The organism is Collinsella aerofaciens (assembly GCF_015552075.1).
GTDB classification, from domain to species: Bacteria; Actinomycetota; Coriobacteriia; order Coriobacteriales; family Coriobacteriaceae; genus Collinsella; species Collinsella aerofaciens_Y.
The window spans coordinates 1-22,478 of the sequence record NZ_JADNDZ010000025.1 but is presented as its reverse complement, the minus strand read 5'-3'; the positions used below and the strand labels follow the sequence as shown (position 1 = coordinate 22,478).

The 22,478-nt window shown below is 61.0% G+C and carries 15 protein-coding genes; 10 read left to right on the top strand and 5 right to left on the bottom strand.

What is annotated here, in order from left to right; genetic code table 11:
• Nucleotides 1–39 precede the first annotated feature (39 nt).
• From I2D41_RS02025 to larD, 6 genes are all read left to right on the top strand, one after another.
• Nucleotides 40–1,338, top strand: a complete 1,299-nt coding sequence (locus I2D41_RS02025; protein ID WP_195363377.1) for a M20 family metallopeptidase — start codon at nucleotides 40–42, stop codon at nucleotides 1,336–1,338.
• A 123-nt stretch (nucleotides 1,339–1,461) separates the two neighbouring features.
• Entirely contained in the window at nucleotides 1,462–2,766 is a 1,305-nt protein-coding gene (locus I2D41_RS02020) for an MFS transporter (protein WP_195363376.1), read from the top strand.
• Between the two features lie 304 nt (nucleotides 2,767–3,070).
• Nucleotides 3,071–4,384, top strand: a complete 1,314-nt coding sequence (gene hisS, locus I2D41_RS02015) for a histidine--tRNA ligase (RefSeq protein WP_195363375.1) — start codon at nucleotides 3,071–3,073, stop codon at nucleotides 4,382–4,384.
• 257 nt (nucleotides 4,385–4,641) lie between these two features.
• Nucleotides 4,642–7,455: a phosphoenolpyruvate carboxylase gene (locus I2D41_RS02010; protein ID WP_411161265.1), complete on the top strand. Its 2,814-nt coding sequence runs from the start codon at nucleotides 4,642–4,644 to the stop codon at nucleotides 7,453–7,455.
• A gap of 528 nt (nucleotides 7,456–7,983) precedes the next feature.
• Nucleotides 7,984–9,261 (top strand): nickel-dependent lactate racemase, encoded by a 1,278-nt coding sequence (gene larA / locus I2D41_RS02005; protein WP_195363373.1) that lies wholly within the window; start codon nucleotides 7,984–7,986, stop codon nucleotides 9,259–9,261.
• 49 nt (nucleotides 9,262–9,310) lie between these two features.
• Nucleotides 9,311–10,042: a D/L-lactic acid transporter LarD gene (gene larD / locus I2D41_RS02000; RefSeq protein ID WP_148345539.1), complete on the top strand. Its 732-nt coding sequence runs from the start codon at nucleotides 9,311–9,313 to the stop codon at nucleotides 10,040–10,042.
• Nucleotides 10,043–10,353: 311 nt separating this feature from the next.
• On the opposite strand, the gene I2D41_RS01995 is transcribed toward larD, so the two are convergent.
• The 4 genes from I2D41_RS01995 to serB form a co-directional block, all read right to left on the bottom strand.
• On the bottom strand, nucleotides 10,354–10,893 hold the full coding sequence (locus tag I2D41_RS01995) for a TetR/AcrR family transcriptional regulator (protein WP_195363372.1): 540 nt from the start codon (nucleotides 10,891–10,893) through the stop codon (nucleotides 10,354–10,356).
• A 2-nt stretch (nucleotides 10,894–10,895) separates the two neighbouring features.
• Nucleotides 10,896–11,807 (bottom strand): nickel pincer cofactor biosynthesis protein LarC, encoded by a 912-nt coding sequence (gene larC, locus I2D41_RS01990; protein ID WP_195363371.1) that lies wholly within the window; start codon nucleotides 11,805–11,807, stop codon nucleotides 10,896–10,898.
• A gap of 10 nt (nucleotides 11,808–11,817) precedes the next feature.
• Entirely contained in the window at nucleotides 11,818–12,600 is a 783-nt protein-coding gene (gene larB / locus I2D41_RS01985; RefSeq protein WP_195363370.1) for a nickel pincer cofactor biosynthesis protein LarB, read from the bottom strand.
• A gap of 116 nt (nucleotides 12,601–12,716) precedes the next feature.
• Entirely contained in the window at nucleotides 12,717–13,352 is a 636-nt protein-coding gene (gene serB, locus I2D41_RS01980; protein ID WP_195363369.1) for a phosphoserine phosphatase SerB, read from the bottom strand.
• Nucleotides 13,353–13,608: 256 nt separating this feature from the next.
• Between serB and aspS the strand changes: the two genes are divergently transcribed.
• Nucleotides 13,609–15,396: an aspartate--tRNA ligase gene (aspS, locus tag I2D41_RS01975; protein ID WP_118385312.1), complete on the top strand. Its 1,788-nt coding sequence runs from the start codon at nucleotides 13,609–13,611 to the stop codon at nucleotides 15,394–15,396.
• Nucleotides 15,397–15,701: 305 nt separating this feature from the next.
• Here aspS and I2D41_RS01970 read toward each other — a convergent pair whose 3' ends face one another.
• Nucleotides 15,702–16,718, bottom strand: coding sequence for a LacI family DNA-binding transcriptional regulator (locus I2D41_RS01970; protein WP_195363368.1), 1,017 nt, complete (start codon nucleotides 16,716–16,718; stop codon nucleotides 15,702–15,704).
• Between the two features lie 377 nt (nucleotides 16,719–17,095).
• On the opposite strand from I2D41_RS01970, the gene I2D41_RS01965 reads away from it, so the two are divergent.
• From I2D41_RS01965 to I2D41_RS01955, 3 genes are all read left to right on the top strand, one after another.
• Nucleotides 17,096–20,104: a glycoside hydrolase family 2 TIM barrel-domain containing protein gene (locus tag I2D41_RS01965; RefSeq protein WP_195363367.1), complete on the top strand. Its 3,009-nt coding sequence runs from the start codon at nucleotides 17,096–17,098 to the stop codon at nucleotides 20,102–20,104.
• Between the two features lie 3 nt (nucleotides 20,105–20,107).
• Nucleotides 20,108–20,563 carry a hypothetical protein gene (locus I2D41_RS01960; RefSeq protein WP_117563669.1) on the top strand — a complete coding sequence of 152 codons (456 nt, stop codon included), beginning with the start codon at nucleotides 20,108–20,110 and terminating at the stop codon, nucleotides 20,561–20,563.
• Nucleotides 20,564–20,716: 153 nt separating this feature from the next.
• Entirely contained in the window at nucleotides 20,717–22,180 is a 1,464-nt protein-coding gene (locus I2D41_RS01955; protein WP_117563668.1) for an amino acid permease, read from the top strand.
• The last annotated feature ends 298 nt before the right edge of the window (nucleotides 22,181–22,478 follow it).

Below are 22,478 nucleotides of genomic sequence, written 5' to 3'. Positions count from 1 at the left end.
TCAAAGTGCTTGCAGCACAAATAATACTGGAGGGCATCTATGGCACCAGCTCTGTCCGATTTTCAACCGCAACCAGCGCCCAAGGCCACCCCGGCAGCGCAAGCCGCTATCGGTGACGGTCTTGTTGCCGAGGCTCAAGCTTTTGCAGACAAGCTTGCTGCGTGGCGCCACGACCTGCACCAGACGCCCGAGTTGGGTAATCGCCTTCCGCAAACCTCTGCGTATATCCAGGCACGTCTGACCGAGATGGGCATCCCGTTTGTCACGCTCGTCGACGGCTCCTGTGTTGTGGGCTTAATCGGTGCCGGTGCGGCCGTGGCGGCCCAGGGCAACGGTACGTGCACGGACGATCAGGCCGGCACGGTCATCATGCTGCGCGGCGACATGGATGCCCTTCCCGTCGCGGAAGAGTCGGGCGAGCCTTTCGCCTCTGTCAACGGCTGCATGCATGCTTGCGGCCACGATATGCATGCGACGGCTCTGCTTGGTGCCGCCCGCCTGCTCAAGGCTCGCGAGGCCGAGCTTGTCGATGCCAATGCCACGGTTAAGCTGCTGTTTCAGCCGGGCGAGGAAACCTTTGAGGGCGCCCGCGCTGCCATTGCCGATGGCCTGCTGCAGAACCCGCGTCCCCAGGCGGCTTTCGCCATGCATGTTAACAGCCAATCGCCGCTCGGCTTGGTGCTCTATGGAAGCCCGGCGCTTTCGGGCGTGTACGGTTTCCGCATTACACTGCAGGGCAAGGGCGGCCATGGCTCGAGCCCCGAGATCTGCATCGACCCCATCACGGCCGGCGTCCATGTGCATCTGGCGCTTCAGGAGCTCATCTCCCGCGAGGTGCCGGCGGCCAAGGAGGTCGCGCTTACCGTTGGCAAGTTCGCTGGCGGTCAGGCGGCAAACGTCATTCCCGACACCTGCGTGCTCGAGGGAACGCTGCGTGGCTTCGATGTCGAGCTCATGGCGCATCTTAAGAGCCGCATTGCCGAGGTCGTCAATGGCGTCGCGGCAACGTATCGTACGCCGGCGACCATCGAGACGCTCTCGGATGTTCCGCCACTCGTACTCGATGACGATATGACCCAGGCATCGCTGGGCTATGTGGGTGCGACATTGCCCAAGGCAGCTTTCCTGCCGTTGTTCCACGCCATGGCGAGCGAGGACTTTGCGCTTATCTCGAGCGAGATCCCGAGCGCGTACTTTACCGTGGGCGCCGCTGTAACCGATACGGATGAGCATTTTGCCCAGCACCATCCCAAGGCGCGCTTTAACGATGCCGAGCTGCCGCTCGGTGCCGCGGCCTATACCGCCGTCGCTTTGGGCTATATCGCCGACCACCGGTAGCACCCAACCTTGCCTTTCAAGCCTGCGGGCATGGCCGTAAGGCCTATGCCCTTGTCTTTCAAGGCAATCTTGGGCACTACCGGCGCCCGGCGCCGGCTATTCGTTTGTTAAATAAGGAGCAGTATGTCCCGGCAACGCAAGTTCTTCCCCGGCTGGCTCGTGGTGGCCTCCGGCTTTGTGATCATGGCCACGTGCTACACGATTTTCGTCAACTGCATGAGCCTGTTCCAGCCGCTTATCGTCAGCGACTTGGGCATTTCTCTTGCTCAGTACAACATTTCTAACGCCATCTCCACGGTGGTGAGCGTTGTCGGCTCGCTTGTCATCGGCCATGTTGCCGACAAGGTTAGTGGTCGCGTTTTGGGCTCCCTCACTGTTATCGCCACCTCTGCCGTTCTTGCCGGCATGAGCTTTGTCGGTGAGCTGTGGCAGGTCTACGTGCTCTTTGCCGTTTCGGGCTGCTTTGCCGTCGCCTCGACCCGCCTGCTCATCAGCCTTGTGACCGCCAACTGGTTTACGGCCAAGCGAGGCCTTGCCATCTCCATCGCACTTTCGGGCTCGGGCTTTGGTGGGGCCATTCTCTCGCCGATCGTGAGCTCGCTGATCGTGAGCGTTGGCTGGCGTTCCGCCTTCCTGGTGCTCGCGGCTATCTGTATGGTGGCGGCGCTGCCCATCACGGCCTATTCCTTCCGCACCAAGCCTTCCGAGATCGGTCTTAAGCCGCTCGGCGAGAACCCGGGCGATCCGTCCGTCTCGACGGCTGGCGACAAGGACGAGTACACGGCGCCCGAGGTTAACGTTGGCTGGTCTCGCATCAAGAAGAGCCCGGCGTTTTGGCTGCTTGTCGTCGCCTTCCTCTTTATGGGCCTCGTTAACGGCGCCATCTTGCCCAACCAGGTTACCAACATGACGAGCGTTACCGTCAACGGCGCCAAGATCGTCACGGGCGGTCACGATCCCATGTGGGCGGGCACTGTGCTTTCGGCCTACATGGTCACCGTCGTTATCGCCAAGATTTCGCTCGGCGCCATCTACGATCGCTTTGGCCTGCGCTTTGGCAACGTGCTGGGATCCGTTGCGTGCATTATCGCCTGCGTTGCTCTGTGCTTCCCCGCAACCGACCTCGGCCCCATCGTGGCCGCTGTGAGCTTTGGTATCGGAACGTGCATGGGCACCATCACGCCTACCATCGCCGCGTCCAAGCAGTTTGGCATGGCCGACCTCGGCAAGGTCACGGGCACCATTACCTCGCTCGAGATGGTCGGCGGCACCGTGGGTGCCATTGTCTCGGGTGTGCTGTTCGATGCCACGGGCTCCTTTGCGAGCGCCTGGATTGTGTGCCTGGCGTGCTCCGTGGTCATGCTCGTGTTCCTGCTGGCATCCGAGCCCATCGCCGCCAAGCTGCGCGCGAGCGTGGCGGGGGAGTAGACGTCCATCGCTCTTTACTGTTCGCCCCGTTCTGTCCGTGGCTGCCCTGGAAGCCGAATGGATGCTCGTACCATCATTCGGTTTCCAAGGCGGCCACGGGCCTACGAAATGATCCGCTTTCCTCCGTCCCCAACAGATCACGTGATCCGAAGGGGACGGAGGAAAGCGGATCACAAACAGCGGCGGCGCGTCTGGCCGAACGAGCCCCCATACCCTCGTTCGGTCAGACGCGCCGCCGCGTTTTGTTTTTGTGCCGTATAATGACCACTACCTATGACGCGATACAAAAGAAAGGTGTTTGCCCATGCAGGCACAGAAGGCGGAGGGGACCCGCGACCTTATCGGCGCCGAGATGCGCGCCTGGCAAAAGATGCAGCAGATTGCGGCCGGCGTGTTCGAGCCGTTTGGTTTTAAACCCATCGAGACGCCCGCGATCGAGCAGGTGGACGTGTTTGTTCACGGTATCGGCCAGTCGACCGACGTCGTGCGCAAGGAGATGTTCCGCGTGTTTAGCGGCGCCAACCTGGAGCGCGTTTTTACCGAGGGTACCGACACCAAGCTCAAGCCCAAGCAGCGCCTGGCCCTTCGTCCCGAGGGCACGGCCGGTGTGGTGCGCGCCGTCGTGGAGAACAACCTGGTGCCCCAGGGCTCCACGCCGTTTAAGGCCTATTACGCCGAGGCCATGTTCCGCGGCGAGCGTCCTCAGAAGGGTCGCCTGCGCCAGTTCCACCAGGTGGGCATCGAGTGGCTCGGCGCTCCCGATCCGGCTGCCGACGCCGAGTGCATCATCATGCTCATGGAGTTCTACAAGCGTCTTGGTTTCGATCTTTCCAAGCTCCGTCTGCTCATTAACTCGATGGGCGATGCCCAATGCCGTCCGGCCTATCGCGAGCAGGTCAAGCAGTTTATCCTCGATCACGCCGACGAGATGTGCGACGAGTGCCGCGAGCGCGCCGAGCTCAACCCGCTGCGCGCTTTCGACTGCAAGAACGACCACTGCCGCGAGATCATGGCCGACGCCCCGCTGATGGGCGACAACCTGTGCGACGAGTGCCGCGAGCACTACGAGCAAGTCAAGCGCTATCTGGATGCGGCGGGTATCGAGTATGTCGAGGACCCCACCTTGGTGCGTGGCCTGGACTACTACACCCGTACCGTCTTTGAGGTCGAGGCTCCCGGTGCCGGTGTCGGCTCCATCGGTGGCGGCGGTCGCTACGACGGCTTGGTCGAGCTCGAGGGTGGCAAGCCCACGGCAGGCGTCGGCTTCGCTGTCGGTTTTGAGCGTGCGCTGCTGGCCCTTCAGGCCTTTGGTAACGACTTGGGTGCCGAGGAGGCCCCGTGCGTCTACGTTGCCAATGCCGGCAAGGAGCTGCGCCAGAACGTCTTTGCCATCACGCAGGAGCTTCGCGCCGCTGGCATCGTGACCGAGGCCGACTACCAGGGTCGTTCGCTCAAAGCTCAGTTTAAGCAGGCCGACAAGGTGGGCGCCAAGCTCATTTTGGTCCTGGGTGGCGACGAGCTTGCCGCCGGCAAGGTCAAGGTGCGCGACATGGAGAGCCATGACGAGGTACTCGTCGATCTGGCCAACGTTGTCGAGGCGGTTCGCGAGCGCCTGTAGCGCATCTTTTTGAGCTGCGGGCCTGCTATCGTGCCCTGCTCATGAAGAGCGATTGTTACGGGGGTGTTTCGCTTTTATGCGGAATGCCCCCGTTTGCGTATGCCGCCCACCGAGAAATACGACCATTTAGGGCAAAAACCCTTGCAATGCAGAAAATACTTTTGTGTGGTAAAGCGCAATCAGCGCCGAAAGTTTTTGCCGAGTGCCTATAATGAATATCGCATGTTACGTGCATAGAAGGAGGAATGGGAGGAAACGTGGCTGAGAACCTAAGCAACCAGTCTGTACCCGAAGCCGCGGCGCGCGTCGCTGCCGTGGTCAACCGCCTCGTTAACCGAATCGGCTCGAATGCCGAGTCCAGGGAGCGTCTCGCCGAGATCGAGATCCCCGAGGAGCTGCGCGATAATCTGGCGCTGTTCCTGCGCCTGGAGCGCCGTGTGCTTAGCGAGTATGATCCCGAGATCGCGGACCTGTTCGACAAGATTCTGTCGGCCGAAATCGTGGCCAATGCCGGCAACCCCGGTAGCCGTGCCGCTGACGAGGCCGTCGACGAGCAGGGCGTGCCCACCGCCGACGAGCCCACCGCCGTGGCGTTTCGCGAGGTCGTCGATCTGATCGATAGTCTGCCGCTCGATAAGCAGCAGGTTATCGTCCGCGCCTTTACGAGCTTCTTCCACCTGGCAAACCTGTCGGAGGAGAACTACCGTGTGGCGCAGCTGCGCGAGCGCGAGGCCGGTGCGTCGACTGATACCGAGGTCGATCCCGCCAACGAGCTTACCGTCGCCTATCACCAGCTGGTGAATGAGCTGGGCGTCGAGGGCGCCAACGAGCTGCTCGGCAAGCTTGAGTTCCATCCCGTCTTTACCGCGCATCCCACCGAGGCCCGTCGTAAGGCCGTCGAGGGCAAGATTCGCCGTATCTCCAACCTGCTGGAGGAGCGTCCGCGTCTGGGCGGCTCCGACCTGGTGGAAAACGAGCGCCATATGCTGCAGGAGATCGACGCCCTGGTGCGTACGAGCCCCATCGCGCTCAAGAAGCCCACGCCGGTCGAGGAAGCCGATACCATCATCGACATCTTCGATAACACGCTGTTCGACGTTATCCCCGTCATCTATCGTCGCTTTGACGACTGGGTGCTGGGTGATAAGGCCGGTACCGTGCCGCCGCTGTGCCCGGCATTCTTCCATCCCGGCAGCTGGATCGGTTCCGACCGCGACGGTAACCCCAACGTCACCGCCAAGGTGAGCCGTGAGGTCGCCGCCAAGTACTTCACCCACATGGTGCTCAAACTCGAGGACAAGTGCCGCCGCATCGGCCGCAACCTCACGCTCGAGGCCACCTACAGCAAGCCGTCGGCCGAGCTCATCAACCTGTGGAACCATCAGGTCGAGATGAGCACCCAGTACACGGCCCGCGCCGAGCTGATCTCCGAGCACGAGCCGCATCGCGCCGTCATGCTCGTCATGGCCGACCGTCTGAACGCCACCGTGCGCCGTATCACCGACACCATGTACCACAGCGCCGATGAGTTCCTGGATGACCTGCGCGTCGTCCAGCGCTCGCTGGCCGCCTGCGGTGCCGTCCGTGCTGCCTACGGCCCGGTCCAGACCATCATTTGGCAGGTCGAGTCCTTCGGCTTCCATATGGTCGAGATGGAGTTCCGTCAGCACTCCGTGGTGCACGCCCGCGCCCTCAAGGATATCCACGAGAACGGTATCCATGGCGACCTGCAGCCCATGACGCGCGAGGTCATCGATACTTTCCGCGCTATCGGCTCCATCCAAAAGCGCTATGGCAAGAAGATGGCGCACCGCTACATCATCTCGTTCACCAAGAGCGCCCAGCATGTGGCCGACGTCTTTGAGCTTGCCCACCTGTCCTTTGCACACGAGGAGGATGTCCCCGAGCTTGACGTGATCCCGCTGTTCGAGCAGCTCGAGGACCTCGAGGGCTGCGTCGACGTGCTCGACCAGATGCTTACGCTGCCCGTGGTGCAAAAGCGCCTTGCCCAGACCAACCGCCGCATGGAGGTCATGCTGGGCTATTCCGACTCCTCCAAGGACGCCGGTCCTACCACGGCCATGCTCGCGCTGCACTCCGCGCAGGAGCGCATTGCCAAGTGGGCCGAGAAGAACGATATCGACCTGGTGCTCATGCACGGTCGCGGCGGTGCCGTGGGCCGTGGCGGCGGCCCGGCCAACAAGGCCGTGCTGGCGCAGCCCAAGGGTTCAGTCAACTGCTTCTTTAAGCTCACCGAGCAGGGCGAGGTCATCTTTGCCCGTTACGGTAACCGCACGCTGGCTCAGCGCCATGTTGAGTCCGTTGCCGCCGCAACGCTTTTGCAGTCGGCCCCGAGTGTCGAGAAGACCAACACCGAGACCACGCAGAAGTTCTGGGATATGGCCGAGAAGCTCAACGCCGCAAGCCACGAGCGCTATCTGGACCTGCTGAACACCGAGGACTTTACACCGTGGTTCTCGACCGTGACGCCGCTGACCGAAGTCGGTCTGCTGCCGATCGGCTCGCGTCCCGCCAAGCGCGGTTTGGGTGCCAAGTCGCTCGACGACCTGCGTACCATTCCGTGGATCTTCAGCTGGAGCCAGGCGCGCATTAACCTGGCCGCTTGGTACGGCCTGGGTACCGCCTGCGAGCAGTTTGGCGATCTGGACCAGCTTAAGGCTGCCTACCAGGAGTGGCCGTTCTTCCGCACCTTTATCGACAACATCGAGATGTCGATCGCTAAGACCGACCAGCGCATCGCCAAGATGTATCTGCACCTGGGCGATCGCCAGGATCTGTCCGAGAAGGTCTTCACCGAGATGCAGCTCACGCGTAAGTGGGTCCTTGCCATCGTCGGTGATGAATGGCCGCTGCAGCGTCGTCGTGTGCTCGGCTGCGCCGTTCGTGTGCGTAACCCCTACGTCGACGCCCTGTCCATTGCCCAGGTTCGCGCCCTTCGCGAGGTGCGTATGAACCAGGACGAGATGGCCGAGGAGAAGAAGGCCGAGTACATGAGCCTGATTCTTTCGACTGTGACCGGCGTCTCGGCAGGATTGCAGAACACGGGGTAATCGATAGCCCTGTAGTCGTCCGGGCCCGCCATCAGTTTACTTTTAGGCACGTCCTCGGACATGCAAGAAGCCCTCGCTGCGCACTTCGTGCGGCGAGGGCTTCTTGCGTCCTGCGGAGTGTGCCTAAAAGTAAACTGATGGCGGGCCCTGCGATGTCCGGTCTTCGGCGGATTACTGCTGGGGGAATAATGGCGCGCTTCGCGCGTTTGGAAAGGGCTTCGTGCTGCGGAATGCATTCGGAGGGAAACCCATCGGGTCCCTTCGTCCTCGGTCTTCGGGGATTAAAGCTGATGAAAATAAAGTGCGCTACGCGCGTTTTGGATGGGGTTTATCTCGGTGGCGCATTTGGCGCTTCTCGCCTTATGACTGTTGCGGCCGCGGTCCCGTTTGGGATCGCGGCCGTTTTGTTGTGGGTCAAATATGAACGTTGTGTTAACGACTCGGTGGACGGTGGTGTTTTTCGGTGAGCGGCGTATCCTTCCAACGGTTTATCTAGTGTGTCAGTTGAAAGGAAGAGGGCGCTCGTCATTGTTTGAATGTGAACTGCCGTTTGACCACAAGACGTTGCATCTGGAGCTCGAGGATAAGAACTTCGCGGGTGTGATGGAAGGTCATCAAAACGAGTTTAAGACTACAAAATCGCAGGAAGAGCTGGTAGAGGAGTCGCTTGCCAATCCTTATGGCTCGCCTTCGCTCGAGGAGCTTTGTGCTGGCAAGAAGGATATCGTCATTATTAGCTCCGATCATACGCGTCCCGTTCCCTCGCGTGTGACGATGCCTATTCTGCTGCATCACATCCATTCTGCTGCGCCCGAGGCTCGCGTGCGTATTCTGGTTGCTACGGGTATGCATCGTCCGTCGACGCACGAGGAGCTCGTCAACAAGTACGGCGAGGAGATCGTTGCTAACGAGGAAATCGTTATGCACGTCGCGACTGACGACAGCATGATGAAAAAGATCGGCACCCTTCCTTCTGGTGGCGAGTGCATCATCAACAAGATCGCCGCCGATTGCGACCTGCTGCTTGCCGAGGGCTTTATTGAGCCGCATTTCTTTGCCGGTTTCTCTGGTAGCCGCAAGTCCGTCCTTCCCGGTATCGCCAGCTACAAGACCATCATGTACAACCACAACGGTCAGTTTGTGAACGATTCTCATTCGCGTGCCGGCAACCTGTGCCACAACCACGTGAGCGAGGATATGTTTGCCGCTGCCGAGATGGCTCACCTTGCCTTTGTGCTTAACGTGGTGCTCAACGGCAAGCACGAGGTCATCGGTTCTTTTGCCGGTGACATCCACAAGGCGCACGAGGCTGGCTGCGAGTTCGTGAAGAGCCTTGCCGGCGTTGAGCCCGTCGAGTGCGAGATTGCCATCACCACCAACGGCGGCTACCCGCTCGACCAGAACATCTACCAGGCCGTGAAGGGCATGTGCGCTGCTGAGGCCACGCTTCCCGAGGGCGGTGTGATCATCGACGTCGCCGGTTGTGCCGACGGTCACGGCGGCGAGGGTTTCTATCACAACATCGCCGACAACGATCCGGCAGAGTTTGAGCGTGCCTGCATCGACCGTCCTAAGGACGAGACCCTGCCCGACCAGTGGACGAGCCAGATCTTTGCCCGCATCCTGGCGCATCACCCTGTGATCATGGTCACCGACCTGTGCGATCACCAGATGATCAAGGATATGCACATGACGCCGGTCAACACCCTCGATGAGGCGCTCAAGCTCGCCTTTGAGATGAAGGGTGCCGATGCCAAGGTGGCCGTCATTCCCGATGGCCTGGGCGTTGTCGTCGCGCAGCACTAGTGCGCGGCCTAAACGAATCGTTTATAACCGACAAGAAAGATAAGGTTTTATGCTTACCAAACTCCTCTGCGAATTCGGCGCAACGGCCCTCATGATCATCTTTGGCGTGGGCGTGCACTGCGATACCGTGCTCAAGGGCACCAAGTATCAGGGCTCCGGCCACATGTTTGCCATCACCACCTGGTCTTTTGGCATCTCGGTCTGCCTGTTTGTCTTTGGCGGCGCCGTGTGCATGAACCCGGCTATGGTGCTTGCCCAGTGCATCGTAGGCCTGGTGCCGTGGAGCAGCTGCATCCCCTTCATGATTGCCGATATGCTCGGTGGCTTTGCGGGTGCCGTGATCGCGTGGTTGATGTATGCCGATGAGTTCAAGGCTTCCGATGGTGTCGTCGACCCCGTTGCCCAGCGCAACATCTTCTCGACCAACCCCACCACCGAGGGCACGAACTATGCTCGCAACTTCTTCTGCGAGGCTATCTGCACCTTTGTGTTCATCAGCGCCATCCTTGCTGCTGCTAACCGTGCTGGCGAGAACGTCCTGATGCTCGCTATCTGCGTCGGTCTGATCGTTTGGGCTGTTGGCATGGGCATGGGCGGCATCACCGGCTTCGCCATGAACCAGGCTCGTGACCTTGGTCCTCGCATGGCCTATCAGGTGCTGCCGATCAAGAACAAGGCTGACAACAACTGGAAGTACGGCCTGCTTGTTCCTGGCATCGCTCCGTTTGTCGGTGCCGCTCTGGCCGCGCTGTTTGTGCATGGCTTCTTGGGCATGTTCTAGTCCAAAGCATTCGATATAACGTCCGGGTCCGGCACAGGTTAACTTTCCGCCGCGTCCTCGGACATGCAAGAAGCTCCCGCTGCGCACTTCGTGCGGCGGGAGCTTCTTGCGTCCTGCGGAATGCGGCGGAAAGTTAACCTGTGCCGGACCCTGCGGGAATCCAGTTGCATTGGAACAAGTAACCCTACATATATATCTGAATTTGGATGTGGTGGGCACTTTGTTGTTAGGCGCTTTGAGGTGCGAGTGGCACTTTGGGATGCGTGGCGCCTTGGGGTGGGGCGGTGCTTTGGGATGAGAGGTTTACTTACTTAGTTGAAGAGGGGCTTTATGGCTGATAGGTAGTCTTTGGCTACGTCGGCTTTGTTTGCTTGAAAGTTGTGCCAGGCCCACCATTGGACCATTCCTACGAAGCTTGAGGCTATGTGGTGTAGTAGGAAGCTTCGGTCCATGGTGGCGGCGGGGCCTGCGGGTTCGACGGGGACGGTTTCGGCTGCGCGCGACATGATGGTCTTGCGGAGACAGTCGGCGAAGACGCGTGAGCCGGCGCCGGCTACGAGGGCCCGTACGCCCTGGCGACGTTCCCAGAGGTTGTTGAGGATATGCTCGACCTGCACGAATGTGTCGTCGAGCGGTGTGCCATCGTCGTCGAGGGCGTGGGTGCAGATGTCGCTCACGAGCTCGGACAGCAGGTCGTCTTTGCTCTTAAAGAGGCCGTAGAATGTCGCGCGGCCTACGTGAGCGCGCGCGATGATGTCGCCGACGGTGATCTTGCCGTAGTCCTCTTCGCGCAGCAGCTCGGAGAACGCCGCGACGATCGCGGCGCGGCTTTTGGCCTTGCGGGCATCCATGGCTATGCGTCCGCGTCAACGAGCAGACAGCGGAGCGTCCCGGAGCAGCCCTCGTAGGGGCGCTTGCCGGCGCCGTAGCCGACGGCTTCGATGCGGTAGCGGGCCGGCAGGTGCTCGGACGTGCGCAGCGCGGTGACGATGGCGGCTCCCGTGGGCGTCACGAGCTCGCCGGCGACCGGTGCAGGCGTGAGGGCGATATTGCCCGCCTGGCACAGGTTGGCGACAGCGGGGACGGGAATGGGCATGAGGCCGTGGGCGCAGCGGATGGTTCCGTGGCCCTCGGAGAGTGACTCGACCACGATATCCTCAATACCCAGGTCATCGAGGCAGATGGCGACAGAGCAGACGTCGACGATGGAATCGACGGCGCCTACCTCGTGGAACATGACGGTCTCGGGCGTTTTGCCGTGGGCCTTGGCCTCGGCGGCGGCGAGCGCGGTAAAGATGGCGAGCGCACGACGCTTGGCGCCATCGCTTAGCTGCGAGCCGTCGATGATGGCGGTGACGTCCGCCAAAGAACGGTGGTGATGGTGGTGGGCGTGATGATGGCCCTCGTGGCCATGACCGTGGGCCTCATGGTCATGGTCGTGGCAGTGCTCGTGCTCGCCATGGTCATGATGGTGGTGTTCGTGTTCGTGCATATGCTCGACAGCTGCTTCGTTGCCGTAGAGCCAGGCCATATCGTGATCGTGGTTCTCGAGCTCCTCTGCAAGCTGGACATCGAAATCGCAGGCGTCGATGCCGTGCTTGTTTACGCGCGTCACGGCAATCGAAAAGCCGTCGACCGGCAGCGTGGCGAGCTGCTCGTGCAGATGCTCCTCGCTGGCGCCCAGGTCGAGCAGGGCCGCGACGGTCATATCGCCGCTGATGCCCGAGGTGCCGTCGATGATAAGCGTATGCTGATGGTTGGACATGGAATGCTCCTTAGCGGGCGCGGGGTGTGCCGGCGCTCAGATGATTGATAAGACTTGCCTGGTATGCGGCACCAAAGCCGTTGTCGATATTGACGACCGAAACGCCGCTGGCGCAGGAGTTGAGCATGGCGAGCAGTGCGGCTACGCCACCAAAGCTCGCGCCGTAGCCCACGCTGGTGGGAACGGCAATGACCGGACAGCTCACCAGGCCGCCGATAACGCTCGCCAGCGCGCCTTCCATGCCGGCGATGGCGATGACCACCTGCGCCTGGGCAAGTTCCTCGGCATGCGCGAGCAAGCGGTGCAGGCCGGCGACGCCTACGTCGTAGAGGCGGTCGACCTCGTTGCCATAGAACTCGGCCGTCAACGCGGCTTCCTCGGCGACGGGCAAGTCGCTCGTGCCGGCGCAGGCGACGACGATGCGTCCGTTACCGGTGGGGGAGGGCTTGCCGCCCACGAGGGCGAGCTGTGCGTCCGGGACATATCCCAGGTCGATGCCGTTGTCGAGGAGCTCCGAGGTGCGGGCTGCTTTTTCGCTGTCCAGGCGCGTGACCAGGATGCGCTCCTGGCCAGCATCGCGCAGCGCTTCGATAATGGCGGCAATCTGCTCGGCGGTTTTACCCGCACCGTAGACAACCTCGCCGGCTCCCTGGCGCACCCCGCGCGAAAGATCGAGCTGTGCAAAACCCAGATCGGCGGTCGGAGCCGTCTGGATGCGCGTGAGGGCGACGGCTGGGGTGACTGCTCCGCCGGCAACATCGCTCAGCAATTGCTCAAGATCTCGCTTATCCATATATGTTCCCTTCGACGGTGCAAAGTCTAGCACGAGAAAGGGAGTTTCCGAACATTAGAACAAAATCGTTCGGAAACTAGACATAGGGGAATTGATTCTATTGTTAGACAGATCGACTAGTCACGTAGGATGATGTCCATGGCGAGCATCAGGTTGCGCTCGTCGATGGCAAACGGGGCGGCCTCGCGCGTCTTGGGCTTGGCGCAAAACGCGATGCCCGTGCCCGCGGCCTGAATCATGGGGATGTCGTTTGCCCCGTCGCCAATAGCGACCGTGTGGGCCATGTCGACACCGCACTCAACCGCCCAATCTAGCAGCTTGATGAGCTTGGACTCCTTGGTCACAATGTCGGCAGCCAACTTACCGGTGAGCTTGCCATCCACGACCTCCAGGCGGTTGGCCAGGCAAAAATCGATACCCGCGGCGGCTACGATCTTGTCAGCGATCTCGTGGAAGCCACCGCTTACCACGCCGACCTTCCAGCCCTTGCTGTGCGCCGATCGCACAAGCTCCAACGCGCCGGGGGTAAACGTCACGCGCGCAAAGGTGCGTTCGAACACGCTCTCATCCAAGCCGGCAAGCAGCCCCACGCGCTCCTCGAGCGCCTGCTTAAAGTCAAGCTCGCCGCGCATGGCGCGTTCGGTGATCTGTGCAACTTGCTCGCCCACGCCGGCCTCCTCGCCCAACAGGTCGATGACCTCCTGGTTGATGAGCGTGGAGTCGATATCCATAACGATGAGGCGTGCGGTCATGACGGGCCTTTCCGAGTGCGGTTGTATTGGGGCACATTGTCGCACGCGGCGCGCCTTGGCGACGGCCAGGCCGCGTCAATTGTTTCGTCTCCGTCAAGTCTTTGAGCAAGAGCTACTTTTTCGCGGCACATCGACGCGGGTGCGATAAGATAGAACGCCATGTCTGGCTGCGCGGTTTACGCAGGCTGGGCAAATCTGTACGACGCCGCCCGGAACGACACGGGGCGGCACAGATCCATAAAGGAGGATCACTGGTATGAGCCAGACCCGTCCCATCGATGAGCATTCCATGCACACCCGTACCTGCGGCGAGCTTCGCTTCGAGAACGTGGGCGAAGAGGTCACCCTCACCGGTTGGGTGAGCCGTCGCCGCGACCACGGCGGCCTTATCTTCTGCGACCTTCGCGACCGCGAGGGCATCACACAGCTCACCTTCGACCCCGAGCACTCCGACGGCGATGCCTTTAAGATCGCCGAGACCATGCGTCCCGAGTGGCCCATCAAGATCCACGGCGTCGTGCGCGCCCGTGGCGAGGAGACCACCAACACTAAGCTCGCGACCGGCGAGATCGAGGTCCTGACCGACCACGCCGAGGTGCTCAACACGTCCGTCACCCCGCCGTTCCAGATTGAGGACGGCATCGAGACCAGCGAGGACACCCGTCTGCGCTATCGCTATCTGGACCTCCGCCGTCCCGAGATGATGGCCAACCTCAAGCTGCGCTCCGACTTCACCTTTGCCATTCGCGAGGCGCTGCACAACCGTGAGTTCATGGAGGTCGAGACGCCCTCCCTGTTTAAGTCCACGCCCGAGGGCGCTCGAGACTTCATCGTTCCCAGCCGTATCCAGCCGGGTAACTTCTACGCCCTGCCGCAGTCCCCGCAGCTCCTGAAGCAGCTGCTCATGGTCGGTGGCGTTGAGCGCTACTACCAGGTTGCCAAGTGCTTCCGCGACGAGGATCTGCGCGCCGACCGTCAGCCCGAGTTCACTCAGGTCGATATCGAGATGTCCTTCGTGGACCAGAATGACGTCATGAGCGCACTCGAAGAGGTCCTGTCCGATGCCTTCGGCCGCATGGGTGTCGAGATGCCCACGCCGCTGCGTCGCATGGACTACTGGGAGGCCATGGACACCTATGGCTCCGACAAGCCCGATACCCGCTATGGCATGCATCTGGTCGACCTGACCGACATCTTTGCCAACTCCAAGTTCAAGGTCTTTGCGACTGCCGCAAACGAGGAGGGTTCTGTCGTCAAGGCCATTAACGCCAAGGGCGCCGGTGCCTGGGCACGTGCCAAGATCGATAAGCTCGCCGGCGTGGCCTCCACGTTTGGCGCCAAGGGCCTGGCCTGGATCGCCTTCCGCGAGGACGGCTCCATCAACAGCCCCATCGTCAAGTTCTTCTCGGACGAGGAGATGGCCGCTCTGCGCGAGCGTATGGACGTCGAGCCCGGCGACCTTGTGATGTTCGCCGCCGGCCCGCGCCTGCTCTCTGACGAGATCCTGGGCGGCATGCGTTCCCACATGGCCAATGCGCTCGAGATCAAGCGCGAGGGCCACGACTTCCTGTGGGTCGTCAACTTCCCGCTGTTCCACTGGGATGAGGACCGCAAGGCCTATGCTGCCGAGCACCAGCCCTTTACCCTGCCGACCGAGACCGACATCGCCAAGATCGAGGCCGACCCGTTGGCAGCCGGTTCCTGTACCTACGACTTTGTTATGGACGGCTTTGAGGCCGGCGGCGGTGGTATGCGAATCCACAACGCCGAGATGCAGATGTCCATGCTCAAGCTCCTGGGCTTTACCGAGGAGCGCGCCGAGTCGCAGTTCGGCTTCCTCATGGAGGCGCTCAAGTTTGGTGCGCCCCCGATGGGTGGTTTCGCTCTGGGCCTGGACCGCGTGTGCATGCTGCTCACCGGCTCCGACTCCATCCGCGACGTCATGGCGTTCCCCAAGACGGCCAGCGGCTCCGACCTCATGTCGGGCGCCCCGAGTGCCGTTAGCGGCGCCCAGCTCAAGGACGTCAGCCTGCGCCTGATGTAGGCAAGCGGCTACATATTGCCTGTAACGAGGGAAGGACGCGTGCCTTCCCTCGTTTTTTACGCGCTGAGGTTGTGAGGGCATGGGATGACCAGGCGTCGCGGAAAGTGCATCCCGGAATCTGCGTCCAGAACGGGTCGCGCTTTCCCAAAGGGGACCCTCTGGGAAAGCGCGACCCAGAATTCGGCAAAATAATGGGGCACAGTTTCCGGTTGAGCTGTCTAACGGAAACTGTGCCCCAGAATGAGCGCTCAAAACGGGATAGGCTTTCCGCAACAACTGTCTGGCGGAAAGCCCGGCCCAGTTTCCTACAGTGAGTCTCTCTGGATCAGCTGCATGTGCATCACGGAGGTGGTGGGCTCGGCACCCTTGATCATGTCGAGCGCAATGTTGGCGGCCATGTGGCCTTCTTCTCGCAGGGGCTGGCGGACGGTCGTGAGCGCGGGGACGCAGCGCGTCGCAATCTCGTGATCGTCGAAGCCGACGACAGAAACGTCCGCAGGAACGGATAGGCCTGCCTCGTTGAGTGCGGTGATGACGCCAGCCGCGATACGGTCCGATCCGCAGAGCACGCCATCGAAAGCAATCTCGCGCGCGAGGATCTGGTGCATGGCCTGATAGCCGTCTCCGTTGTTCCAGCCGGTATAGATAACGTTTGCGTCTGGGAGGTCTTCGCCCAAGACGGCACGGTAGCCGCGCAGGCGGTCGACAACAGCGGGGTTGTCTTGCGGTCCCAACACGGCGACGATATCTTTGCGCCCGCGTTCCTTCATGGCGAGTGCCGCAAAGTGTCCGCCCTCTTCGTCGTCAGAGTAGACCGTCGAGAACACGTCGCGATAGGGATGGCCCTCGAGCTGGCCGTATAACACAGTGGGTACGCCCAGCTCGCGCAGCACCTCGAGCAGCTCACTGCCCTTGTAGGGCGAGACGTCGATGACGGCGTCAAACGAGCGGCGCTCAAAATGCTCGCGTGCGCGGTTGCGCTCATGCGAGGAAGATGCCTGCAAGATCACGGGCAAGTAAGACGACTCCGAAAGTTCCTCGGTAATGCCGCTCAAAAACTCGCTATAGGTGGGGTCGCTGAAGAGTTCACTCAGGGGCTCGGTCACGAGCACGGCGATGATTTCCGTGCGCCCGACAGCGAGCGCTCGGCCACGAGCGTTGGGGACAAAATTGACTTCCTTGGCCGCCGCGCGGACGCGCCTTTTGGTTTCCTCGCTAATGCGGGGCGAATCGTTGAGAGCGCGCGATGCCGTGGAGCGCGACACGCCGGCAGCTGCGGCAACCTCGGCAAGCGTAGGTGCGGTGCGAACTGGTTGGGTCATGGCGTCTCCTGGAGAATGCGGTCGATGTTGTCGCTGATACGGGCTGGTGCGGATACAGCTTACTATAGCGCGTCTGAACAGCGTTCATGATATCCGGTGACCGGTGTCGTTTTGCAACCAAGCCGCAATCGAATACGTCTCGTATGGGTGAGATATCAGCGGGCGTGGCGGTTGCCTACGAGCTTAAGAACGATGTCTTGAGCTGAGTTTCGATACTCAGGGTGACATAAGTGTCGCGGTTGTACAACCGGTTGCACCGTTAATCCGGCAAAATCGACCGTTCGGCGGACAACCGGTTGCACAGGTTTTTGTACCGCCCGTAAGATAAGGACAACCGGTTGCACAAAGAAGCACTACGATGACGAAGGAGCATCACCATGGACGCCATTAACGATTGGGAAAACCAAGCGCTCACCCACAGGAACCGCCTGGCACCCCATGCGTACTTTATGGGTTATGAGGCCGCCGATCTCGCCGCTACGTACAGCCGCGAGCTGTCGCGCGGATTTGTCCAGCTGTCCGGCTCGTGGCAGTTCCGCCTTTTTGAGGGCCCCGCGGCCGTCTCCAACAAGGCGCTTTGCACGTACGAGCCCGAGTGGGATCACGTGGAGGTTCCGCACCTGTGGCAGGTAGACGGCTATGGCAATCTCGCCTATACCGACGAGGGCTTCCCGTTCCCGGTGGATCAGCCGTTCGTTCCCTCCGACGACCCCACGGGCGTCTACCAGCGCATCGTCAACCTTCCTGCCGTGCCTGCCGGCGCTCGCGAGGTCATTCGCTTCGACGGTATCGAGAGCTACGGCGAGCTGTATGTCAACGGCAAGTTTATCGGCATGACCAAGGGTTCGCGCCTGTCCGCCGAGTTTGACGTGACCGACGCGCTCGTCGAGGGCGACAACCTGTTTGCGGTCAAGGTTCTGCAGTACAGCGATGGTAGCTACATCGAGGACCAGGACATGTGGTGGGCATCGGGCATCTTCCGCGATGTGTACCTCATGCAGCGTCCCGCCGCGCATCTGGTCGACTTTAGGTTCCGCACGCACCGCGAGGGCGATGCCGCCCTGATCACGCTCGATACGGTTGCCGAGGGCGCAAGCCGCGTTGTGTATACGCTCAGCGATGGCCAGAATGTGGTCGCTACGGGTGAGTTCGTCGACGGCCATGCCGAGTGCAGCGTTGCCGATGCCCACTTCTGGAACCCCGAGGACCCCTTCCTCTATGACCTGACGTTTGAGGTCTACGACGGCGACGAGGTCAGCGAGTACGTGCCACATCGTCAGGGCCTTGCCGAGGTGACGGTCGAGGGCAATCATATCTACCTCAACGGCACCTACTTTAAGATGCATGGCGTCAACCGCCACGACCACGACGATCACAAGGGCCGCGCCGTGGGCCTCGAGCGCATGCGCCGCGACCTGGAGCTCATGAAGCAGCACAACATCAACGCGGTGCGCACGTCCCACTACGCCAACGATCCGCGCTTCTACGAGCTGTGCGACGAGTACGGCATCATGCTGGTCGCCGAGACCGATATGGAGAGCCACGGCTTCGAGAATATCGGCAATATCGCCCTGGTCACCGACGACCCTGCCTGGGAGCCGGCTTACGTTGACCGTGTTGAGCGCCTGGTGATGCAGGAGCGCAACCACGCGTGCATCATCATGTGGTCGATGGGCAACGAGAGCGGCTATGGCTGCAACATCCGCGCGATGTACGCCAAAGCTCACGAGCTCGACGGTCGTCCGGTCCACTACGAGGAGGATCGCAACGCCGATACCGTCGACGTCATTTCCACCATGTACTCCCGCGTGTCGCAGATGAACGACTTTGGCGAGCATCCGTTCCCCAAGCCGCGCATCAACTGCGAGTACGGCCACTCCATGGGTAATGGTCCCGGAGGCCTGTCCGAGTACCAGGAGGTCTTCGATCGCTGGGATTGCATCCAAGGCCAGTTTATTTGGGAATGGTGCGACCACGGTTTGGCTGCTGTGACCGAGGACGGCGTTGCCTACGACATGTATGGCGGCGACAACGGCGACTACCCCAACAACAGCAACTTCTGCATCGACGGCATGGTGTTCCCCTGGCAGCAGCCGAGCCCGGGCCTTACCGAGTACGGCCAGGTCATCTGCCCGGTTCGTATGGCCTACGATGCCGAGGCAGGCGAGCTGACCGTCACCAACAAGCGTTGGTTTACCACCCTCGAGGATGTCTGCCTGTCGGCGGAGACCCTGGTGGACGGCGACGTGGTCTGCCGCAAGACGCTCATGCCCGGTGCGGTTGCCCCCGGCGAGTCCGTCCAGCTTCCGCTGGTGATTCGCGAGGCCGCAGTGGGCGAGACCCTGCTGACCGTGCACGCCTACACCATGGCGGCTCACGCCTGGTGCGAGCCGATGTTCCAACTGGGTGCAAGCCAGTTTGCCATCGCAAACCATCCGGCGCCGGCAATTGCCGCCCCCACTCGTCCTGAGCTTACGGTCGAGGAGACCGAGCAGGAGATTCGTATTCGCTCCCTCAACGGCGAGCTGACCTTCAGCAAGGTCAACGGTACCGTGAGCGAGTGGAAGGCATCCGGTCGCGACGTCATGACCTCCGGTCCCCAGGTTGGTTTTTGGCATCCGCTCGTCGATAACCACGCCCAGGAGTACGACTCCCTGTGGAAGGATAACTTCATCGATGTGATGCAGACGTCTACCAGCAATGTTTCTTGGAAGCAGGACGACAATGCGGTTGTCGTTACCGTGAGCCAGCGTATCGCTCCTCCCGTCCGCGCGTTCGGCATGCGCGTTGAGCTCGTCTATACCGTGCTTCCGAGTGGCCGCGTCGACCTCAAGGTTTCCGGCGAGCCCTACGGCGACTATTCGGACATTATCCCGCGCATCGGCATCTCCTTCGAGGTTCCCGGTTGTGATCGTGCCGTCGAGTGGTATGGCCACGGCCCGGGCGAGAACTATCCGGACTCGCTGCGCGCCAACCCGGTCGGTCATTACCGCACTACGGTCGACGACATGTTCACGCCCTACGTTATGCCCCAGGACTGCGCCAACCGCGAGGGTACCCGCTGGGTCGCCCTGCGCTCCAGCCACGGTGACGGTCTGGTCGTGACGCGTCCGAGCGACGCCGCTTCCAATCCGTTCTCGTTCTCCGCATGGCCCTATAGCTGTGAGGCTATCGATAATGCCAAGCATGTCTACGATCTTGTCCCGGACGACACGGTTACGGTCAACATCAACGACCAGCTGCTCGGCCTTGGCTCGAACTCTTGGGGTTCCGAGGTGCTCGATTCCTATCGCACCCGTTTTGAGAGCTTCAGCTTTGAGGTGTCCCTGCGACCGCTGACGTCTGCCGATCTGGCTCAGGCGCTGGCACCCATTAAGGAGGCATAAGTCATGCATATCTTTAACTCGCGTGCCGATTTCGACGCCCAGATGAAGTCCGTCAAGAAGTGGATGCGTACCGGTCAGGCACTCGACGGCGTTTCTGAACTGCAGCACGATGTGGCGTACTCTATCGGCGACTCGCTGGTGTATTGGTGGGTGAACGCCCACGAGGCGGCTACTGCCGATCTGGTCGGTCACCGTCGCTACCATGCCGTGCTCGCCCCGCTCGACGGCAATCTGACCGTTGAGGTGGCTTCCAAGGCCGATCTTACCTGTACGCGCGCCTACAGCGATATCGATGATCGCGAGCGCTTTGAGGGTACGGGGGAGACCGTGACGATTCCCACCGGCGGCGTTGCCGTCGTCGAAATTGACGAGGCCTACCGTGTCGTGGCCGATGCCGCGGATCCCCGCGTCGTGGTACTGCACGTGACAGTCGAAGGTTATTCCTTCCCCAACAAGTAGTATTCGTCCGCCTGGACGTTTGCTTCGCGCCGTTAAGGGGGATGGCTTTGTTGACTCCCTTTTCCCCATTCCCCTTAGCAGGTGCGCCGTCCGTGTTTGCACTTGCAGCTCGGACGGTTTTAGATGACATTTAACAGATGATTGGGAGGGCTTATGAGCTCTGAAAAACGAGGAACGATTGGTTCGTTCGCTCTGCTGGGCATGACGGTCGCCGCCGTGTTCGGTATCAAGAACATCATCAACAACAACGCGGCCATCGGCTTGGCAGCTGCGCCGTCGTTCTTCTTCGCCACGCTTTTGTACTTTGTCCCCTATACCCTGGTTACCGCCGAGTTCGTCGGCCTCAACAAGGACTCCGAGTCTGGCGTGTACGCATGGGTTAAGACCTCGATGGGTGGTCGCTGGGCGTTCCTGACGGCATTTAGCTACTGGTTCGTTAACCTGTTCTTCTTTGCGTCCGTCCTGCCCAACGTCATCATCTACGCGAGCTACGTGTTCTTTGGTGCCAACGCCGAGCTTTCGCAGCTGTGGATCACCATTATCGAGATCGTCGTCTTTGCTATCGCCACGTGGGTTTCGACCAAGGGCGCTAAGTGGATCGGCTCCATTTCCTCCTTCGGTTCGACCGCGGCTCTCGGCCTGACCGCCGTGTTCATCCTGCTGTCCCTGGCTGCTGCCTTTGGCGGCGTTGAGTTCGCTACGGCTCCTACTCCCGCTAACATGGCTCCCGACATGAGCAACTTCGCAACTGCGTGGGGCTTCTTCGGTACGCTTGCCTGGATCATCCAGGGCGTTGGCGGCGCTGAGTCTGTCGGCGTGTTCCTTAACGACCTTAAGGGTGGCGTCAAGGCCTTCGTGCGCACCGTCGTTATCGCCGGCCTGACCATCGGCCTTCTGTATGCAGGCGCTTCGCTGCTGGTTAACCTGTTCATCCCCGAGGGCGGCGTTGCCATCTCCACCGGTATCTTCGACGTATTCGGCGCTGTCTTTGCCCACTTTGGCATTCCCATGGAAGTGTCTACGCGCGCCATCGGCTTGATCCTTCTCGCCGCCACGCTGGGCTCCCTCATGATGTGGACCTCTGCTCCCATCAAGGTTTTCTTCACCGAGATCCCCAAGGGCGTCTTTGGTAGCAAGATCGTCGAGCTCAACGAGCATGGCATTCCTGCCCGCGCTGCCTGGCTGCAGTTCGCCATCGTCGTCCCCATCCTGATCATCCCGGCCCTGGGCTCCGGTAACCTCGACGACCTGCTCATGATCGTCACCAACATGACGGCTGCCACCGCTCTGCTCCCACCGCTGCTGATTTTGCTTGCCTACTTTATGCTGCGCAAGAACTTTGACGCCGCTCCCCGTGGCTTCCGCATGGGCTCGCGCAGCTTTGGCCTGGTCGTTGCCGCATTCCTGCTTGTGGTCTTCTGCTTCGTGCTTATCTGCGGCACCATTCCGCTCGATCAGCCGCTGTGGCTGACGCTGGTCTACAACGTTGGCGGCGTGGTTGTCTTCTTGGGCCTTGCCGTGATGTGGTACAACCGCTACATCAACCGCCTGCGCGAGACCGATCCCGAGGCCGCCGAGAACGAGCTTCGCCCTTCCGTCCTCGATATGATGGAGTAGCGGCTAGGATTAATCTACGGCTGTGGAATAAATCGATTCCCTTTCCTAAGGAGGGGCCTTACGAGGCCCCTCCTTTTGTGTTTTGGGGCATGGTTTTGGCCCCCGTGGTCAAAAAATGCCAAATATGAGTACTGTTGCAAAAGAAGTGCCATATTTTTCGGCCTGCTCTGAGCGAAAATGGGCTCAAAATCGATTTATCTAACTCCCTTTAAAGGGCGTTTGACGGCTTTCAGCCTCTTCGAATCGGTAGCGCGCAGAGATGTGGTGTAAGAGGCGGGGCATGCCCCGCCTCTTCTCT